At 69.0% G+C, this 13,430-nt stretch carries 15 protein-coding genes; 8 read left to right on the forward strand and 7 right to left on the reverse strand.

Annotated elements, in window-relative coordinates:
- Positions 1-91: 91 nt before the first annotated feature.
- On the reverse strand, positions 92-1,033 hold the full coding sequence (gene miaA, locus D1610_RS12945; RefSeq protein ID WP_118864679.1) for a tRNA (adenosine(37)-N6)-dimethylallyltransferase MiaA: 942 nt from the start codon (positions 1,031-1,033) through the stop codon (positions 92-94).
- Here miaA and serB point away from each other — a divergent pair.
- A complete protein-coding gene (serB, locus tag D1610_RS12950) occupies positions 1,026-1,901 on the forward strand; it encodes a phosphoserine phosphatase SerB (RefSeq protein WP_118864678.1) in 876 nt (291 codons plus the stop codon). The genes miaA and serB overlap by 8 nt on opposite strands.
- A gap of 98 nt (positions 1,902-1,999) precedes the next feature.
- Here the strand turns inward: serB and D1610_RS12955 are convergent, their stop codons facing one another.
- Complete coding sequence (locus D1610_RS12955; protein WP_245942224.1) at positions 2,000-2,908, reverse strand: SPOR domain-containing protein; 909 nt, start codon at positions 2,906-2,908, stop codon at positions 2,000-2,002.
- Between the two features lie 180 nt (positions 2,909-3,088).
- On the opposite strand from D1610_RS12955, the gene D1610_RS12960 reads away from it, so the two are divergent.
- From D1610_RS12960 to D1610_RS12970, 3 genes are read left to right on the forward strand one after another with little or no spacing between them, the layout of a single operon-like run.
- Positions 3,089-3,808: a ParA family protein gene (locus D1610_RS12960; RefSeq protein ID WP_118864610.1), complete on the forward strand. Its 720-nt coding sequence runs from the start codon at positions 3,089-3,091 to the stop codon at positions 3,806-3,808.
- 14 nt (positions 3,809-3,822) lie between these two features.
- Complete coding sequence (locus D1610_RS12965; RefSeq protein ID WP_182466830.1) at positions 3,823-4,353, forward strand: hypothetical protein; 531 nt, start codon at positions 3,823-3,825, stop codon at positions 4,351-4,353.
- A gap of 11 nt (positions 4,354-4,364) precedes the next feature.
- Positions 4,365-5,720, forward strand: coding sequence for an SPOR domain-containing protein (locus D1610_RS12970; RefSeq protein WP_118864612.1), 1,356 nt, complete (start codon positions 4,365-4,367; stop codon positions 5,718-5,720).
- Between the two features lie 149 nt (positions 5,721-5,869).
- Here the strand turns inward: D1610_RS12970 and D1610_RS12975 are convergent, their stop codons facing one another.
- From D1610_RS12975 to D1610_RS17415, 3 genes are all read right to left on the reverse strand, one after another.
- Positions 5,870-7,048, reverse strand: coding sequence for a dihydroorotase (locus tag D1610_RS12975; protein WP_118864680.1), 1,179 nt, complete (start codon positions 7,046-7,048; stop codon positions 5,870-5,872).
- Positions 7,045-8,034 carry an aspartate carbamoyltransferase catalytic subunit gene (locus D1610_RS12980; RefSeq protein WP_118864613.1) on the reverse strand — a complete coding sequence of 330 codons (990 nt, stop codon included), beginning with the start codon at positions 8,032-8,034 and terminating at the stop codon, positions 7,045-7,047. The genes D1610_RS12975 and D1610_RS12980 overlap by 4 nt, the downstream gene beginning before the upstream one ends.
- Positions 8,035-8,286: 252 nt before the next feature.
- Positions 8,287-8,514 carry a hypothetical protein gene (locus tag D1610_RS17415; protein WP_245942225.1) on the reverse strand — a complete coding sequence of 76 codons (228 nt, stop codon included), beginning with the start codon at positions 8,512-8,514 and terminating at the stop codon, positions 8,287-8,289.
- On the opposite strand from D1610_RS17415, the gene D1610_RS12985 reads away from it, so the two are divergent.
- Both D1610_RS12985 and D1610_RS12990 read left to right on the forward strand, forming a co-directional pair.
- A complete protein-coding gene (locus D1610_RS12985; protein WP_245942226.1) occupies positions 8,501-9,043 on the forward strand; it encodes a prolyl hydroxylase family protein in 543 nt (180 codons plus the stop codon). The genes D1610_RS17415 and D1610_RS12985 overlap by 14 nt on opposite strands.
- A 181-nt stretch (positions 9,044-9,224) precedes the next feature.
- Positions 9,225-9,533 carry a GIY-YIG nuclease family protein gene (locus D1610_RS12990; RefSeq protein ID WP_118864615.1) on the forward strand — a complete coding sequence of 103 codons (309 nt, stop codon included), beginning with the start codon at positions 9,225-9,227 and terminating at the stop codon, positions 9,531-9,533.
- A 407-nt stretch (positions 9,534-9,940) separates the two neighbouring features.
- Here the strand turns inward: D1610_RS12990 and ruvX are convergent, their stop codons facing one another.
- Both ruvX and D1610_RS13005 read right to left on the reverse strand, forming a co-directional pair.
- Positions 9,941-10,402: a Holliday junction resolvase RuvX gene (ruvX, locus tag D1610_RS13000; RefSeq protein ID WP_118864616.1), complete on the reverse strand. Its 462-nt coding sequence runs from the start codon at positions 10,400-10,402 to the stop codon at positions 9,941-9,943.
- The gene (locus tag D1610_RS13005) at positions 10,345-11,520 is read right to left on the reverse strand and encodes a DUF3089 domain-containing protein (protein ID WP_118864617.1); all 1,176 of its coding nucleotides are present in this window, start codon (positions 11,518-11,520) and stop codon (positions 10,345-10,347) included. The genes ruvX and D1610_RS13005 overlap by 58 nt, the downstream gene beginning before the upstream one ends.
- A gap of 128 nt (positions 11,521-11,648) precedes the next feature.
- Between D1610_RS13005 and gatC the strand changes: the two genes are divergently transcribed.
- Together gatC and gatA are read left to right on the forward strand one after the other, a co-directional pair.
- On the forward strand, positions 11,649-11,936 hold the full coding sequence (gatC, locus tag D1610_RS13010; protein ID WP_118864618.1) for an Asp-tRNA(Asn)/Glu-tRNA(Gln) amidotransferase subunit GatC: 288 nt from the start codon (positions 11,649-11,651) through the stop codon (positions 11,934-11,936).
- Positions 11,933-13,420, forward strand: a complete 1,488-nt coding sequence (gatA, locus tag D1610_RS13015; RefSeq protein WP_118864619.1) for an Asp-tRNA(Asn)/Glu-tRNA(Gln) amidotransferase subunit GatA — start codon at positions 11,933-11,935, stop codon at positions 13,418-13,420. Before gatC ends, gatA begins: the two co-directional genes overlap by 4 nt.
- The last annotated feature ends 10 nt before the right edge of the window (positions 13,421-13,430 follow it).

Raw genomic sequence — 13,430 nt, forward strand, 5'->3', positions numbered from 1 at the left:
GTCTTCCCCATTTCGCTCCGGCGATTTTGCCGCAGTGCAATAGCAGTTTTGGAACGGCGTCGCTAATCGCACGAATCGGATGCGTCAATGCCTAACCATGAAATAATATTTCTATCACACCATCAAGATCATAATTTTGTGATTCATAAAGGCGTTTCCAAGTCGACGGCGGCTGATTGCGGAACCAGGTATATTGCCGCTTGGCATATTGCCGTGTCGCGATGGCCGCACATAGGCCAGCTTGGTCTGGATTGATCTCTCCCGCCAGCAATTCCGCGATTTGAGGCACGCCGATTGCGCGGCGGATGGGCGCATCCGGTGGCAGGTCGGGCCGGGCGAGCAGCGTCCGAACCTCCTCGACCGCGCCTTCCTCCATCATCGCGGCGAAACGGCGATCGATCCGCGCGCCCAGCCATTCGCGATCGGGCAAGAGGATCAGCGCGCGCAGATCGATCTTCGCGCCGATGCCGCCCTCCCGCGACCGCTGCCAAAGCGCCAGCGGCCGGCCCGTCGATCGCACGACCTCCAGCGCGCGGGCGATGCGAGTGTTGTCCGCTGGCGCCAGGCGCGCCGCCGCTTCGGGATCGTGCTCGGCAAGCTCGCGATACGCCTCGGCGACCGGCAGCGCACGCACTCGCGCCCGCACGTCGGGGTCGATCGACGGCACCGGCGCGATGCCGTCGATCAGCGTGCGCATATAGAGGCCTGTGCCGCCCACCAGGATCGGCAGTCTTCCAGCCGCGACGGCCTCATCGACCGCAGCCTTGGCTTCGTTTGCCCAGCGCGCCGAGGAGTAGCCGGTGTCCGCGCCGTCGACATGGCCGAACAGCCGATGCGGCGCGCGCGCTTCCTCCTCCGGCAACGGCCGGGCGGTGACGATGCAGAGATCGCGATAGACCTGGCTGGCATCGGCATTGATCACCGTGCCGCCCCGAGCCTCGGCCAGCGCCAGCGCAAGCGCGGACTTGCCGCTGGCGGTCGGCCCTGCGATGAGCGCGACCGTCGGCCGTTCAGGGGAGTTCCGGGTGTTCATTGCGACGTTGATAGCAGCTAGCGGGCTTGGGTCATCCACCGTGACGGAAGCGTATGCGCGGCTGGCGTCGGTGGGATGCGTCCCCGGCGACTGGCGCTGGGTGGAAGAGGGTGAAGCGGCGGATATTCCCTTCGCAAGCGATCCCGTTGCGGCCCGCGCTGCGATAGAAGGCATGTTTTCCGCCACCGACATAGTAGTGCAGGCCGAAGAGACGCGCGCCAAGAAGCTGCTCGTCGCGGACATGGATTCGACCATGATCACGGTCGAATGCATCGACGAGCTGGCGGATTATGCCGGGATCAAGCCGCAGATCGCCGAGGTGACCGAGCGCGCCATGCGCGGCGAGCTCGATTTCGCCGCCGCCCTCGACGCACGCGTGGCGCTGCTCGCCGGTCTCGAGGAGGCGATGATCGACCGCTGCCTGGCGGAGCGGGTGACGATCATGCCGGGCGCGAAGGCACTGGTCCGCACGATGCGGGCGCATGGGGCGACGACGATTCTCGTCTCCGGTGGCTTCACGCGTTTTGCCGAGCCGGTCGCGCGCGAGATCGGCTTCGACCGGGCGATCGCCAACACGCTCGACCTGGCTGACGGGCGGCTGATCGGCACGGTCGGCAAACCGATCGTCGATGCGGCGGTCAAGCAGGCGACGCTGGAGGCCGCGGCGGAAGGGATGGATCGTGCGCTGACGATGGCAGTCGGCGACGGCGCGAATGATCTGGCGATGATCGGTGTCGCCGGGTTGGGTGTGGCCTATCACGCCAAGCCGGTCGTGGCCGCAGCTGCGGGCGCGCGGATCGATCACAACGACCTGTCCGCGCTGCTGTTCGCGCAGGGCTATGCGCGGAGCGAGTGGGTCGGCGAATGACGATCGCCCCTGCGAAGGCAGGGGGCCTCAGGCGGCCAGCATAACATTGGTGCGCCACAAACCAGGCGACCTCTGCCTGCGCAGGGGCGACGGGAGGCTCAGGGTTTCACCACCAGGCACTGTCCGCCCGACGCCTTGACCTTGGCGCAGACCGCGGAGGCCGCAGCTGACGACGACAAGCCCCTGGCCTGCAGCCGCGTGATCGGTCCCGCCTTGACGTAATCCGGCTCAAGGCCGTCGAGCGCGGCGACCTTGCCGCTCAGATCCGACCAGGCCGAGCGCGCCCGGCCGGTTTCGCTGAATGCGCCAAGCTGGACACGCCAGGGCCCGCCGGCGACAGGAGGCCTGGGCGCCGGCTTCGGTTTCGTGGCGACCGGTGCTGCCGGCTTGGGCGCCGGTATTGCTGCCTCTTCGGGAGCCACCGCAGCTATTTGCGCGCGGCTCGGGGTGCGCTCCATCGTCCGGGCGAGCTCGATGCCCTTCTGCCGCTCGGGCGCGGGAATGAAACGGTCCATCTGCGCCAGATTTTCCGAGGCGCGCGGGATGCCGGCCGTCGAGGCGCGCGTCATCATCGCATAGGCGCGCACCCAGTCCTTCGCGACCAGCTCGCCGTTGAACAGCTCGGTGCCATAGACATATTGCGCCCGCGGCTCGCCGCGGTTGGCGGAGGTCTCCAGCACGGGCATCGCCTCTTTGCGCCGGCCGTTCTGGTAAAGCAGCAGCCCGTAATTGTCCTGCGCCTTGGTGTGGCCCTGCAACGCCGCGCGGCGATACCAGTCCTCCGCCTGCCGGAGATCGGCGGGCACGCCGCGGCCGAGCTTGTAGGCCTGGCCGAGATTGAATTGAGCGTCGGCGTCCCCGGCGATGGCGGGCGAGCGCCACATATCGGTCGCGGCCTTGAACTCGCCGCGTTCCCAGGCCTCGACTCCTTGCTTGACGACGGGCTCCGGCGTCTTTTGCTGGCTGGCGGCGGCGAGCGCCAGGAACAGGGTGAGAGCGATGCTCATATGCGTCATCTCCGCGCGTATCTCTTGGCAGCCGTCTATCGGCGCCAGCGGTTAACATATTCCTCACCATGATCCCCCAACGCAGAGGCGATTGCTCCATTCCGGCGCAATGACGTTAACCGGATTTTATCCCTCCGCATGTCACTTCGGCGGCGAAGTCCGGGAGCCACAGGGGAAGACATGCGCGTTCTGGCGATGGCATCGCAAAAAGGGGGATCGGGCAAGACGACCTTGTCCGGGCACCTTGCCGTGCAGGCGCAACGCGCCGGCGCCGGCCCGGTCGTCTTGATCGACATCGATCCGCAGGGATCGCTGGCCGACTGGTGGAACGAGCGCGAGACGGATATGCCCGCCTTTGCGCAGACCACGGTCGCGCGCCTCGCCGCCGATCTGGAGGTGCTGCGTCAGCAGGGCTTCCGTCTGGCGGTGCTCGACACGCCTCCCGCCATCACCATGGCGATCCAGAGCGTGATCGCCGTCGCCGAGCTGATCGTCATCCCGACCCGCCCCAGCCCGCACGACCTGCGCGCCGTGGGCGCCACGGTCGACCTGTGCGACCGCGCCGGCAAGCCGCTGATCTTCGTCGTCAACGGCGCGACGCCCAAGGCCAAGATCACCAGCGAGGCCGCAGTCGCTCTGTCGCAGCACGGCACGGTTGCTCCGGTGACGCTCCATCACCGCACCGATTTCGCCGCCTCGATGATCGACGGCCGCACCGTGATGGAGGTGGATCCGAACGGCCGCTCCTCGCAGGAGGTGCAGGCGCTGTGGGCCTATATCTCCGACCGGCTCGAGAAGAATTTCCGTCGCACCGTGTTCGCGCCGCCGGCGCCCACGGCGAGTTTCGGCATGCAGCGTCCAGGCGCCGGGGGCTTCGGCCGCCGGGTGGCCGGCCAGTGAAGGGGATGGCCGCCATGGGCGAACCGAAACCGATGGCCTCGCTGTCGTCCAGCCTGCTCGCGCGCAAGGGCCACGCCAAGCCCGCGATGCGCCCGCAAGGGTTCGGCGGCTTCGGCATGATGACGAACGGGGTCGATGATCTCGGCTGGAACGACATGGGCCACGACGCCCAGCCGTTCGAGCCCGTCGCGGTCGAAGCGGCGCCGGAACTGCCCGCGCAGCCGCTGCCGCCGGTGCTCCGCCAGCGCGAAAAGCTGGTCGAGGAACTGGTCGACCCCGTCGCCGGGCAAACCGAGCGCCGCAGCCCGCGCCGCGTGGCGGACGCGACGCTCGCCAAGGTCAGCCGCGACGTCGGCGCGAAGAAGGGCAAGGCCGCCTTCACGCTGCGGTTGGATGGGGAACGGCACCTGCGACTTCGGCTTGCCTGTGCGGTTAGGCATTGCTCGGCGCAGATGCTGGTCACCGAGGCGGTCGACCGCCTGCTCGATTCCCTTCCCGAGGTGGAGGCGCTCGCCGCGCGCCTTCCCGCGGCCGTCAAACGCTGAGGACCAGACAGATGAAGCGCATGTCGATCAAGATCGCCGTCTCCGCATTCGCGCTGGGCGTCTCGACCATCGGTTGCACGCCTGAGGGCGCCGGCATCGAATCGGCAAGCAGCACGAGCGAGGCGCGCGCGATGAAGATCGCCGCCAAGGCCGCCGGGAAGGCGGCCAAGGCGCTCGCCAAGGGGCAGACCGAAAAGGCGGTGGAACAGGCGGAGATCGCCGTCGCCGCGCAGCCGAACGATGCGGGATACCGCGCGCTGCTGGGCAACGCCTATCTGGCGGCGGGCCGCTTCGCCTCGGCCGAATCGGCGCTGAGCGACGCGCTGACGCTGAACGGCGCGGACGGACGCGCGGCGCTGAGCCTCGCGCTCGCCCAGACCGCGCAGGGCGACTGGGCGGGCGCGCGCGACTCGCTCGAGGCGCATCAGGCGATCATCGCGCCGACCGACCGCGGCCTCGCCTATGCGCTGGCGGGGGATCCGGTGCTGGCGGTGGACATCCTGACCAACGCCGCGCGCGCGCCCGACGCCGACGCCAAGACGCGGCAGAACCTGGCGCTGTCGCTGGCGCTCGCGGGGCGCTGGCAGGAAGCCAAGGTGGTGGCGTCGCAGGACGTTGCGCCGCAGGAGGTCGACAAGCGGATCATGGCGTGGGCCGCCTTCTCGCAGCCCAAGGACGCCGCCGACCAGGTGGCTTCGCTGCTGGGTGTGACGCCGGCCTACGATCCCGGCCAGCCGACGCGCCTCGCGCTGGTGCAGAGCGCGCCGGTGGCGCTCGCGGCGGCGGAGCCCGTCGCCGCGTCCGAGCCGGTCGTGGCTGAAGTCGTCGCAGTTGATCCGGTCGTCGAGGTCGCCGCCGCGCCCGAACCGGAGCCGCAGACCGCAGCAGCGGTGGAAGCAGCGCAACCGGTGGTCGAACAGGCGCTCGCGATGGTCGAGACTGCGGCGGTGGTGTTCCTGCCGCGCGCCGAGATCGTCCAGGCGGTTCCGGCGCGCGCCGCGCAGCCCGTCGGCGCCGAGCGGTCGCCCGTGCGCACCGCGTCCTTCGCGGCGCCCGAGCAGAATGGCGGGCGCTATGTGGTGCAGATCGGCGCCTATGACAGCGCCGCCGTCGCCGAGGACGGCTGGAACCGCGCGGTGCGCCGCCACAAGGTGCTGGCGGGCTACAGCCCCTCTTCGATGACCATAGGCGAGGGCGAGGATGCCGGCCTGGTCCGCGTGTCGGTCGCCGGTTTCGCCAGCGAGCGCGATGCGCTGAAGGTCTGCGGCCGGCTGAAGGCGGGCGGCGGCAAGTGCTTCGTCCGCATGGTCGCGGCCGATGCGCCGGTGCGCTGGGCGAGCGTCCAGCGCCGGGTTGCAAGCCGCTAAGCAACTCGTCGCCCCTGCCCTTCGACTGCCTGCAAGGCAGACGCTCAGGATAAACTTCAGCCTGCGGCTGAAGGCAGGGGCCGCTGGTTTGGGGCACATCCGATGTCGCGTCTGCCGACTGAGGCCCCTGCTTTCGCAGGGGCGACGGACTAAGCGACCAGTTTCCCGCCCACCATCAATTGCAGCACCTTGCCCTGGGTGGGCAGGCCGTCGAACGGCGTGTTGCCGGCGCGCGCCTGCATCCGGAGCGCGTCGATGCGCCACGGTGCGCCTTCGTCGATGACGATCAGATCGGCGGGCATGCCGGGCTCGAGCGTGCCGGCCCGGACTCCGATCAGCTTGGCCGGATTGGCGGCGAGCAGCGCGAACAGGCGATCGACGGTGATGAGGCCGTCGCGCACCAGGCCCAGCGACAGCGCGAGCAGCGTCTCCGCGCCCGATGCGCCCGCCTCGGCCTCGGCGAAGGGCAGGCGCTTGTCCTCCGGCCCCTTGGGATCATGGCCCGAGCAGATCAGGTCGATCGTCCCGTCCGCCACAGCGCGCAGGCAGGCCTGACGATCGGCCTCGCTGCGCAGGGGCGGCGAGAGCTTGGCGAAGGTGCGGAAATCCTCGACCGCGATGTCGGAGAGGAACAGATGCGCGGGCGTGATGCCGCAGGTGACCGGCGCGCCGCCCTTCTTCGCCGCGCGGATGATGTCGAGCGCGCCCGCGGTGGTCACCTGGCGGAAATGAAGCCGCGCGCCGGTCACCTCCGAAAGGAACAGGTCGCGCATCACCGCCATCGTCTCGGCGGCGGCGGGCGCCGAGGCCAGCCCCAGACGCGTCGCGGTGGCGCCGTCGGTCGCGACCGCATCGCCGACCAGCCCGGCATCCTCGGCATGGCTGACGATCGGCAGGTCGAGCGCCGCGGCATAGGCCATCACCCGGCGCATCAGCCCCGAATCGCCGATCCAGCTTCGCCCGGTGGAGACCGCCACCGCGCCGCGCCGCTTCGCCGCGGCCATCTCGAACAGGTCCTCGCCGACCAGGCCGGGCACGATGCGGTGGAGCGACAGCGCATCGTCGTCGCGCTCGCCCGACACGCCGGGCATGGTCGCGGCGCGGGTGATGCCGCCGGCGCGGAACGCCGCCCGGTCGACCGCGAACACGCCGATATCGACGATGCCGGGGGCGAGCGTCGCGCCGGCGAGATCGGTGGTGTAGGCGTCCGACGGCGCGGCGACCTTGCCGATCTCGGCGATCCTGCCGTCGCGGACCAGCAGGCCGCCCTGCGACACGCCCGCGACGGGGCAGACCAGCCGCGCATTGGTGAAGAGGCGCACCGTCACGCCCAACCCTCCACCTTGCGCGCGCGACGGGTGAGTATGTCGAGACAGGCCATGCGCACCGCCACGCCCATTTCGACCTGCTCGGTGATCGCCGAGCGGCCGGGCATGTCGGCCACCTCGCTGGTGATCTCGACGCCGCGGTTCATCGGGCCGGGGTGCATGACGAGCGCGTCGGGCGCGGCGCGCTTCAGCCGTTCGGCGGTGAGGCCGTAGAGCGCGTGGAACTCGCGCGTGGAGGGGATGAAGCCGCCCGACATGCGTTCATTCTGCAGCCGCAGCATCATCACCACGTCCGCGCCCTCCAGCCCCTTGTCGAAATCGGTGAAGGTGGTGACGCCCAGCTCCTCGATCGCGGGCGGCATCAGCGTGGGCGGGGCGATCACGCGGACCTGCGCGGCGAGGCTGGTCAGCGCGAGGATGTTCGAGCGCGCGACGCGGCTGTGGAGGATGTCGCCGCAGATCGCGACGATCTGCCCGGCGATCGAGCCGCGGCGGCGGCGGATGGTGAGCGCGTCGAGCAGCGCCTGGGTGGGGTGCTCGTGCCGCCCGTCGCCCGCGTTCAGGACCGGGCAATCGACCTTGTCGGCGATCAGCCCCACCGCGCCCGAGGCTGCGTGGCGGATGACGATCACATCGGCGCGCATCGCGTTGAGCGTCACCGCGGTGTCGATCAGCGTCTCGCCCTTCTTGAGGCTGGAGGTGGCGGCGGCCATGTTGACCACGTCCGCGCCCAGCCGCTTGCCGGCGATCTCGAACGACAGCAACGTGCGGGTGCTGTTCTCGAAAAAGGCGTTGATCTGGGTGAGGCCTTCGAGCCGGCCGTCATGCTTGGAGGCGGCGCGGTTCATGTCGATCCACTGCTCGGCCTCGTCTAGCAGGAACAGGAGCTCGTGCGGCTGGAGCCCGGCGATGCCGAGCAGATGGCGATGCGGAAAGACGGCGCCGCCCTTGATCTGGGAGCCGGGGCGGTGGTCGATCTCGCTCATCGAAGAGGCCGGTTAGCGCCGGATGGGGCGGCGGGCAAGCGGCCCGGGCGACTCGGGCGCGCGGTGAGGGTTGCAGCAAACGCAATCGAAAGGTGAGGAAAGTGAGGATACGTCCCCGGTGGGTTGCCCCCTGCGACTGCGCTCGGACGACGACGCAGCAAGGAGGAGATAGCGGACCGGTGGGACATCGAGCTCGACGGTGGCATTTCGCGGCCATGTAGGACAGCGATTTCTTGCTGCCGGCCCGCGCCACTAAATCGCTTGTGCGATCCGGTCGTTGCGATGACAGATGTCCGGCATGGAGTGCAGCAGCGGAGCCTGCGCTATGGGCATTGCCGAGACCGCCCGGATCGCGCGGGAGAGGCTGGGGGCGACGCCGGGGGTCGTTCGGCCGCCGCTCGCGATGATCGAGTTGTTCATCCTCAGGGATTTCCTTTCGCCGGATGAATGCGCGGCCTTGATCGGAATGATCGACGCCAACCGGAAGCCTTCGCGCCTGCTGTCCGAAAATCCGGATGCCGCCTTCAGGACCAGCGAGACGTGCAACCTCGATCGGGAGAATCCGCTGGTAAGGGGCATCGACGCTCGCATCGCCCGACTGCTGGGTATCGACCCGCGGCTGGGCGAGATCCTGCAGGGGCAGCGTTACGGCGTCGGCCAGCAGTTCAAGCCGCATCACGACTATCTGCGCCCGAGCGAGCCCTATTGGGGGAGGCAGAAGGAGATCGGCGGCCAGCGGACCTGGACGGCGATGGCCTTCCTCAACGTGCCGGGGCGGGGCGGCGAGACGCAATTCCCGCGGATCGAGCTGACCATCCCGCCGCGCATCGGCAGCCTCGTCGTCTGGAACAATCTGGACGAGGCGGGCGAGCCCAATCCGGCGACGCTTCATGCCGGGCTGCCCGTGGCCGAGGGCGTCAAATATATCGTGACCAAATGGTATCGCGAGCGCCCGTGGGGCGTGCGGCGGGGAGCGCGGCAGAGTCAGGGCAGACCCGAGTTGAGATGAGATTGTGGTGGGGTTTGGCGTCAAGTCGTTACGGTAGTTCCCGCGGCGCGATGGATGCCGGAACAAGTCCGGCATGACGATGAAAAGTTCGTTTCATACTGTTCCGACTCGTCACCCCGGACCCTTCGACAGGCTCAGGACAGGCTTGTTCCGGGGTCCATCGGGCGGCATTCCGTAAGCTATGAGGGAGCGGCAGCCTTGCGTCTATCTTCTGGCGAGCGGTTTCTACGGAACGCTGTACACCGGCGTGACGTCCGATCTGCTCGCCCGCGTCCACCAGCATCGCGAGGAGATCACCGGCGGGTTCACTGCGCGGCATGGCGTCAAGCGGCTGGTGTGGTTCGAGATGCATGACGACATGGCGACCGCGATCGCCCGCGAGAAGACGATCAAGAAGTGGCCGCGGCAGTGGAAGATCAACGTGATCGAGGAGTTGAACCCGACGTGGGATGACCTTGCGGTGGGGTTTGGGTTCGAGCCGCTAGGATAATTTTGGCGGCACGATGGACCCCGGAACAAGTCCGGGGTGACGGGTTGGGGGAGGTAGAGCGGCCAATCCACCCTCGTCATGCCGGACCCTTCGACAGGCTCAGGACAGGCTTGTTCCGGCATCCATCGGGCGGCATTCGGTAAGCTACGAGGGAGCGGCAGCCTTGCGTCTATCTTCTGGCGAGCGGTTTCACGGATCGCCCGCGAGAAGACGATCAAGAAGTGGCCGCGGCAGTGGAAGATCAACGTGATCGAGGAGCTGAACCCGACGTGGGATGATCTTGCGGTGGGGTTGTGTTCGAGCCGGTAGGTGGTCCTTGTGGCCCCATGGACCCCGGAACAAGTCCGGGGTGACGGGCTGGGGAGGTAGTGCGCCTAATTCCGGGTGACGGGAAGGGACGACTGCACTCACCCCATCGTCAGCGCGTCGATCGCGCCTTGCAGGATGTGCGCGGCCGCGAGCGCATCGACGCGTCCGGCGCGTTTGCCGCGGCTCAGGTCCTCGGCGATCATCTGGCGCTCGACCGCCTGGGTGGACCAGCGTTCGTCCCATAGCAGGATCGGCAGGCCGAGATCGGCGATGTTCTGCGCGAAGGCCCTGGTCGATTGGACGCGGGGGCCGGCGGTGCCGTCGAGGTTGAGGGGCAGGCCCAAGACGATGCCCTTGACCTGTTGCCTGGAGATCAGATCGGCCAGGGCGGCCTTTGTTTTGGCAAATTTGCCAACGGCGATGGTGCCGGCCGGGCTGGCGAAGCTCCAGCCGGCGTCGCACAGCGCGGTGCCGATGGTCTTCGTGCCGAGATCGAGCCCGATCAGGCGGCCGCCTTGCGGGAGCTGGGCGCGGAAGGCGGCGGCTTCGGTCGTGACCATGCGCTGCTCTCGCCCGCGCCCTCGAACGCGTCAAGCCGCCGGGCGGCGTCGGCGCGGACGTTGGCCCAGAACAGGCTGTAGTCGTAGACGTGGTAGTTGTTCCCCGGCAGCACATAGGCGCCCATTTCCGGCGGGTCGCCGATCAGGAGGAAGCCCCGATCGGAACAGCGCGCGGGGACGGCGGCCGGCGTCAGCGTTCCGCTGGTCAGGTCCGCCGAAGGGACGAGCGTGCCGAGATTGGCCGATGCGGGCGCGTCTCCGGGCATGCCGAGCAGGGGATTGGTGCAGACGATCGGCGTATCTTCACGCGGCTGGCCGTTGAAGCCGGTGCTGGCGTCGAAGGTGTCGAGGATCAGCGAGGGATCGGCCGGCTCGGCGAAGCTCTGCCACGAAAGGAGACAGCCCGCCTGATCGGGCGCGGTGCATTCGGGCAGGCCGAGCGCCGGAAGATCGGCGGTGCGCGAGACCGGCCAGCCGACGACATAGGCCGCGACGATCCGCTTCGCGACCGGCTTGCCGGCGATCTTCTCGCGCAGCAGCCGCGTCAGGTGAAGCGCGCCCTGGCTGTGGCCGGCGAGGATGATCGGGCGGGTGTCGCCCGCTTCGACGAGGAATTCGTCGAACGCGGCGGCGACGTCGCCATAGGCGAGATCGAGCGCCTGCTGCGCCTCCTCCTGCCCGGTGAGGAACGCGCCGAAGGTCGCCTGGCGGTAGCGCGGCGCCCAGATGTCCCCGGCGGCGTTGAACGCGCTCGCCTGGCCGCGGACGAACAGCGCGGCGCGGTCATTGGCCTCGGCATTGTCGAGCGGCGCGTTCCAGCGGGTGCGCTCGAGATAGGAGGTCGGATGGATGAAGAAGATCGCGGCGTCGCCCTTCTCCGCCGGCATCTCGACGCCGGGCGGCAGGTAGAGCGCCGGGTTGCCGGGCTTGTCGGGGCGGGCGATCCAGGCGTCGGGATCGGCATAGGCGCTCATCGTGCGGGCGGGCGCCGGCTCGAACCGCGCGGTCGGCACCAGCGCGACGCGCATCAGCTCCGGACCGAACAGGCGGTAGGCGAACAGGGCGGCGATGGCGATCACGATCAGGACTGCGACGACATAGAGGAACTTTCGGGCCAAGATCGATCTCCGTGGTGCAGTGCAGCGTAAACGCCCGCACGCGCAATGTCGTTGCTTGAGGGGGCGGGTGCAAGTCATGCACGCGCAGGCCGCTTGAAGGGCGCGGGCGCGGATGCTAGCCGCGCCCCATGTCCGTAGATACCGCAACCGTCCGCAAGATCGCGAGCCTGGCGCGCATCCGCATCGACGACGCCCAGGCGGAGGCGCTCGCGCCCGAGCTCAACAACATCCTCGGCTGGATCGAGCAGCTGGGCGAGGTCGATGTTTCCGGGGTCGAGCCGATGACCGCCGTCATCCCCAATCATCTGCGCCTGCGCGACGACGTGGTGACCGACGGCAATGTCCGCGACAAGGTGCTGGCGAATGCGCCCCAGGCGGAGCACGGCTTCTTCACCGTGCCCAAGGTGATCGAATGACGAGCGAGCTGACCGATCTGGGCATCGCCGCGATCCGCGCCGGCGTGCGCGCCGGCGACTTCACCGCGCGCGAGGTGGCCGAGGGGTTCATCGCCGCGGTCGCGGCCGCCAAGCCATTGAACGCCTTTCTGGTCGAGACGCCCGACCACGCGCTCGCCGCCGCCGACGCCGCCGACAAGGCGCGCGCCGAGGGTGCGCCGATGGGGAGCATGGCGGGCGTGCCGATCGGCATGAAGGACCTGTTCTGCACCGAAGGCGTGGCGACCACCGCCGCCTCGGGCATCCTCGACGGGTTCGTGCCGCAGTACGAATCGACCGTCTCCGCCAATCTGTGGCGCGCGGGCGCGGGGATGCTGGGCAAGCTCAACATGGACCAGTTCGCCATGGGCTCGTCCAACGAGACCAGCGCGTTCGGCAACGTCGTCTCGCCGTGGCGCAGGAAGGACGGCGGCAATGCGCCGCTGGCGCCGGGCGGTTCCTCGGGCGGCAGCTCGGCGGCGGTGTCCGCGCGGCTGTGTCCGGGGGCGACCGGCACCGATACCGGCGGCTCGATCCGCCAGCCCGCGGCGTTCGTCGGAATATCGGGGATCAAGCCGACCTATGGCCGCTGCTCGCGCTGGGGCACGGTGGCGTTCGCCTCGTCGCTCGACCAGGCGGGCCCAATGGCGCGCGACGTGCGCGACTGCGCGATCATGCTGGGCGCGATGGCGGGGTTCGACGCGAAGGACGCGACCTCGCTCGACCTGCCGGTGCCCGATTGGGAAGCGGGGTTGTCGAGCGACCTGAAGGGCAAGCGCATCGGCATTCCCAAGGAATATCGCGTCGACGACATGCCCGGCGAGATCGACGCGCTGTGGGAACAGGGGATCGCCTGGCTGAAGGATGCGGGCGCGGAGATCGTCGAGGTCTCGCTGCCGCACACCAAGTACGCGCTGCCGGCCTATTACATCATCGCGCCGGCAGAGGCGTCTTCCAACCTCGCCCGCTATGACGGCGTGCGCTACGGCCTGCGCGACCTGCCCGACGGGGCGGGGCTGCAGGACATGTATGCGGCGACGCGCGCGGCGGGGTTCGGCGCGGAGGTCAAGCGGCGCATCATGATCGGCACCTATGTGCTGTCGGCAGGCTTCTACGACGCGTACTTCACCCAGGCGCAGAAGGTGCGCACGCTGATCGCGCGCGATTTCGAGGCCGCATGGGAAAGCTGCGACCTGTTGCTGACCCCGACCGCGCCCAGCGCGGCGTTCGCGCTGGGCGAGAAATCGGCCGATCCGCTGGCGATGTATCTGAACGACGTGTTCACCGTGCCGAGCTCGCTGGCGGGCCTGCCGGCGATGTCGGTGCCGGGCGGGTTGGACAAGGACGGACTGCCGCTGGGACTGCAGATCATCGGCCCGGCGCTGGACGAACAGGGCGTGCTGAACGCCGGCCTCGCGATCGAGGAACGCGCCGGCTTCACCGCGCGGCCGCAGCGCTGGTGGTGATTGATCTTGA

The organism is Sphingomonas gilva, assembly GCF_003515075.1.
GTDB lineage: Bacteria > Pseudomonadota > Alphaproteobacteria > Sphingomonadales > Sphingomonadaceae > Sphingomonas > Sphingomonas gilva.

Coding starts and splice junctions, on each gene's coding strand:
- miaA (WP_118864679.1), bottom strand. CDS start 1,033: ATGAACACCCGGAACTCCCCTGAACGGCCGACGGTCGCGCTCATCGCA.
- D1610_RS12955 (WP_245942224.1), bottom strand. CDS start 2,908: ATGAGCATCGCTCTCACCCTGTTCCTGGCGCTCGCCGCCGCCAGCCAG.
- D1610_RS12960 (WP_118864610.1), top strand. CDS start 3,089: ATGCGCGTTCTGGCGATGGCATCGCAAAAAGGGGGATCGGGCAAGACG.
- D1610_RS12965 (WP_182466830.1), top strand. CDS start 3,823: ATGGGCGAACCGAAACCGATGGCCTCGCTGTCGTCCAGCCTGCTCGCG.
- D1610_RS12970 (WP_118864612.1), top strand. CDS start 4,365: ATGAAGCGCATGTCGATCAAGATCGCCGTCTCCGCATTCGCGCTGGGC.
- D1610_RS12980 (WP_118864613.1), bottom strand. CDS start 8,034: ATGAGCGAGATCGACCACCGCCCCGGCTCCCAGATCAAGGGCGGCGCC.
- D1610_RS12985 (WP_245942226.1), top strand. CDS start 8,501: ATGATCGACGCCAACCGGAAGCCTTCGCGCCTGCTGTCCGAAAATCCG.
- D1610_RS12990 (WP_118864615.1), top strand. CDS start 9,225: ATGAGGGAGCGGCAGCCTTGCGTCTATCTTCTGGCGAGCGGTTTCTAC.
- ruvX (WP_118864616.1), bottom strand. CDS start 10,402: ATGGTCACGACCGAAGCCGCCGCCTTCCGCGCCCAGCTCCCGCAAGGC.
- gatC (WP_118864618.1), top strand. CDS start 11,649: ATGTCCGTAGATACCGCAACCGTCCGCAAGATCGCGAGCCTGGCGCGC.
- gatA (WP_118864619.1), top strand. CDS start 11,933: ATGACGAGCGAGCTGACCGATCTGGGCATCGCCGCGATCCGCGCCGGC.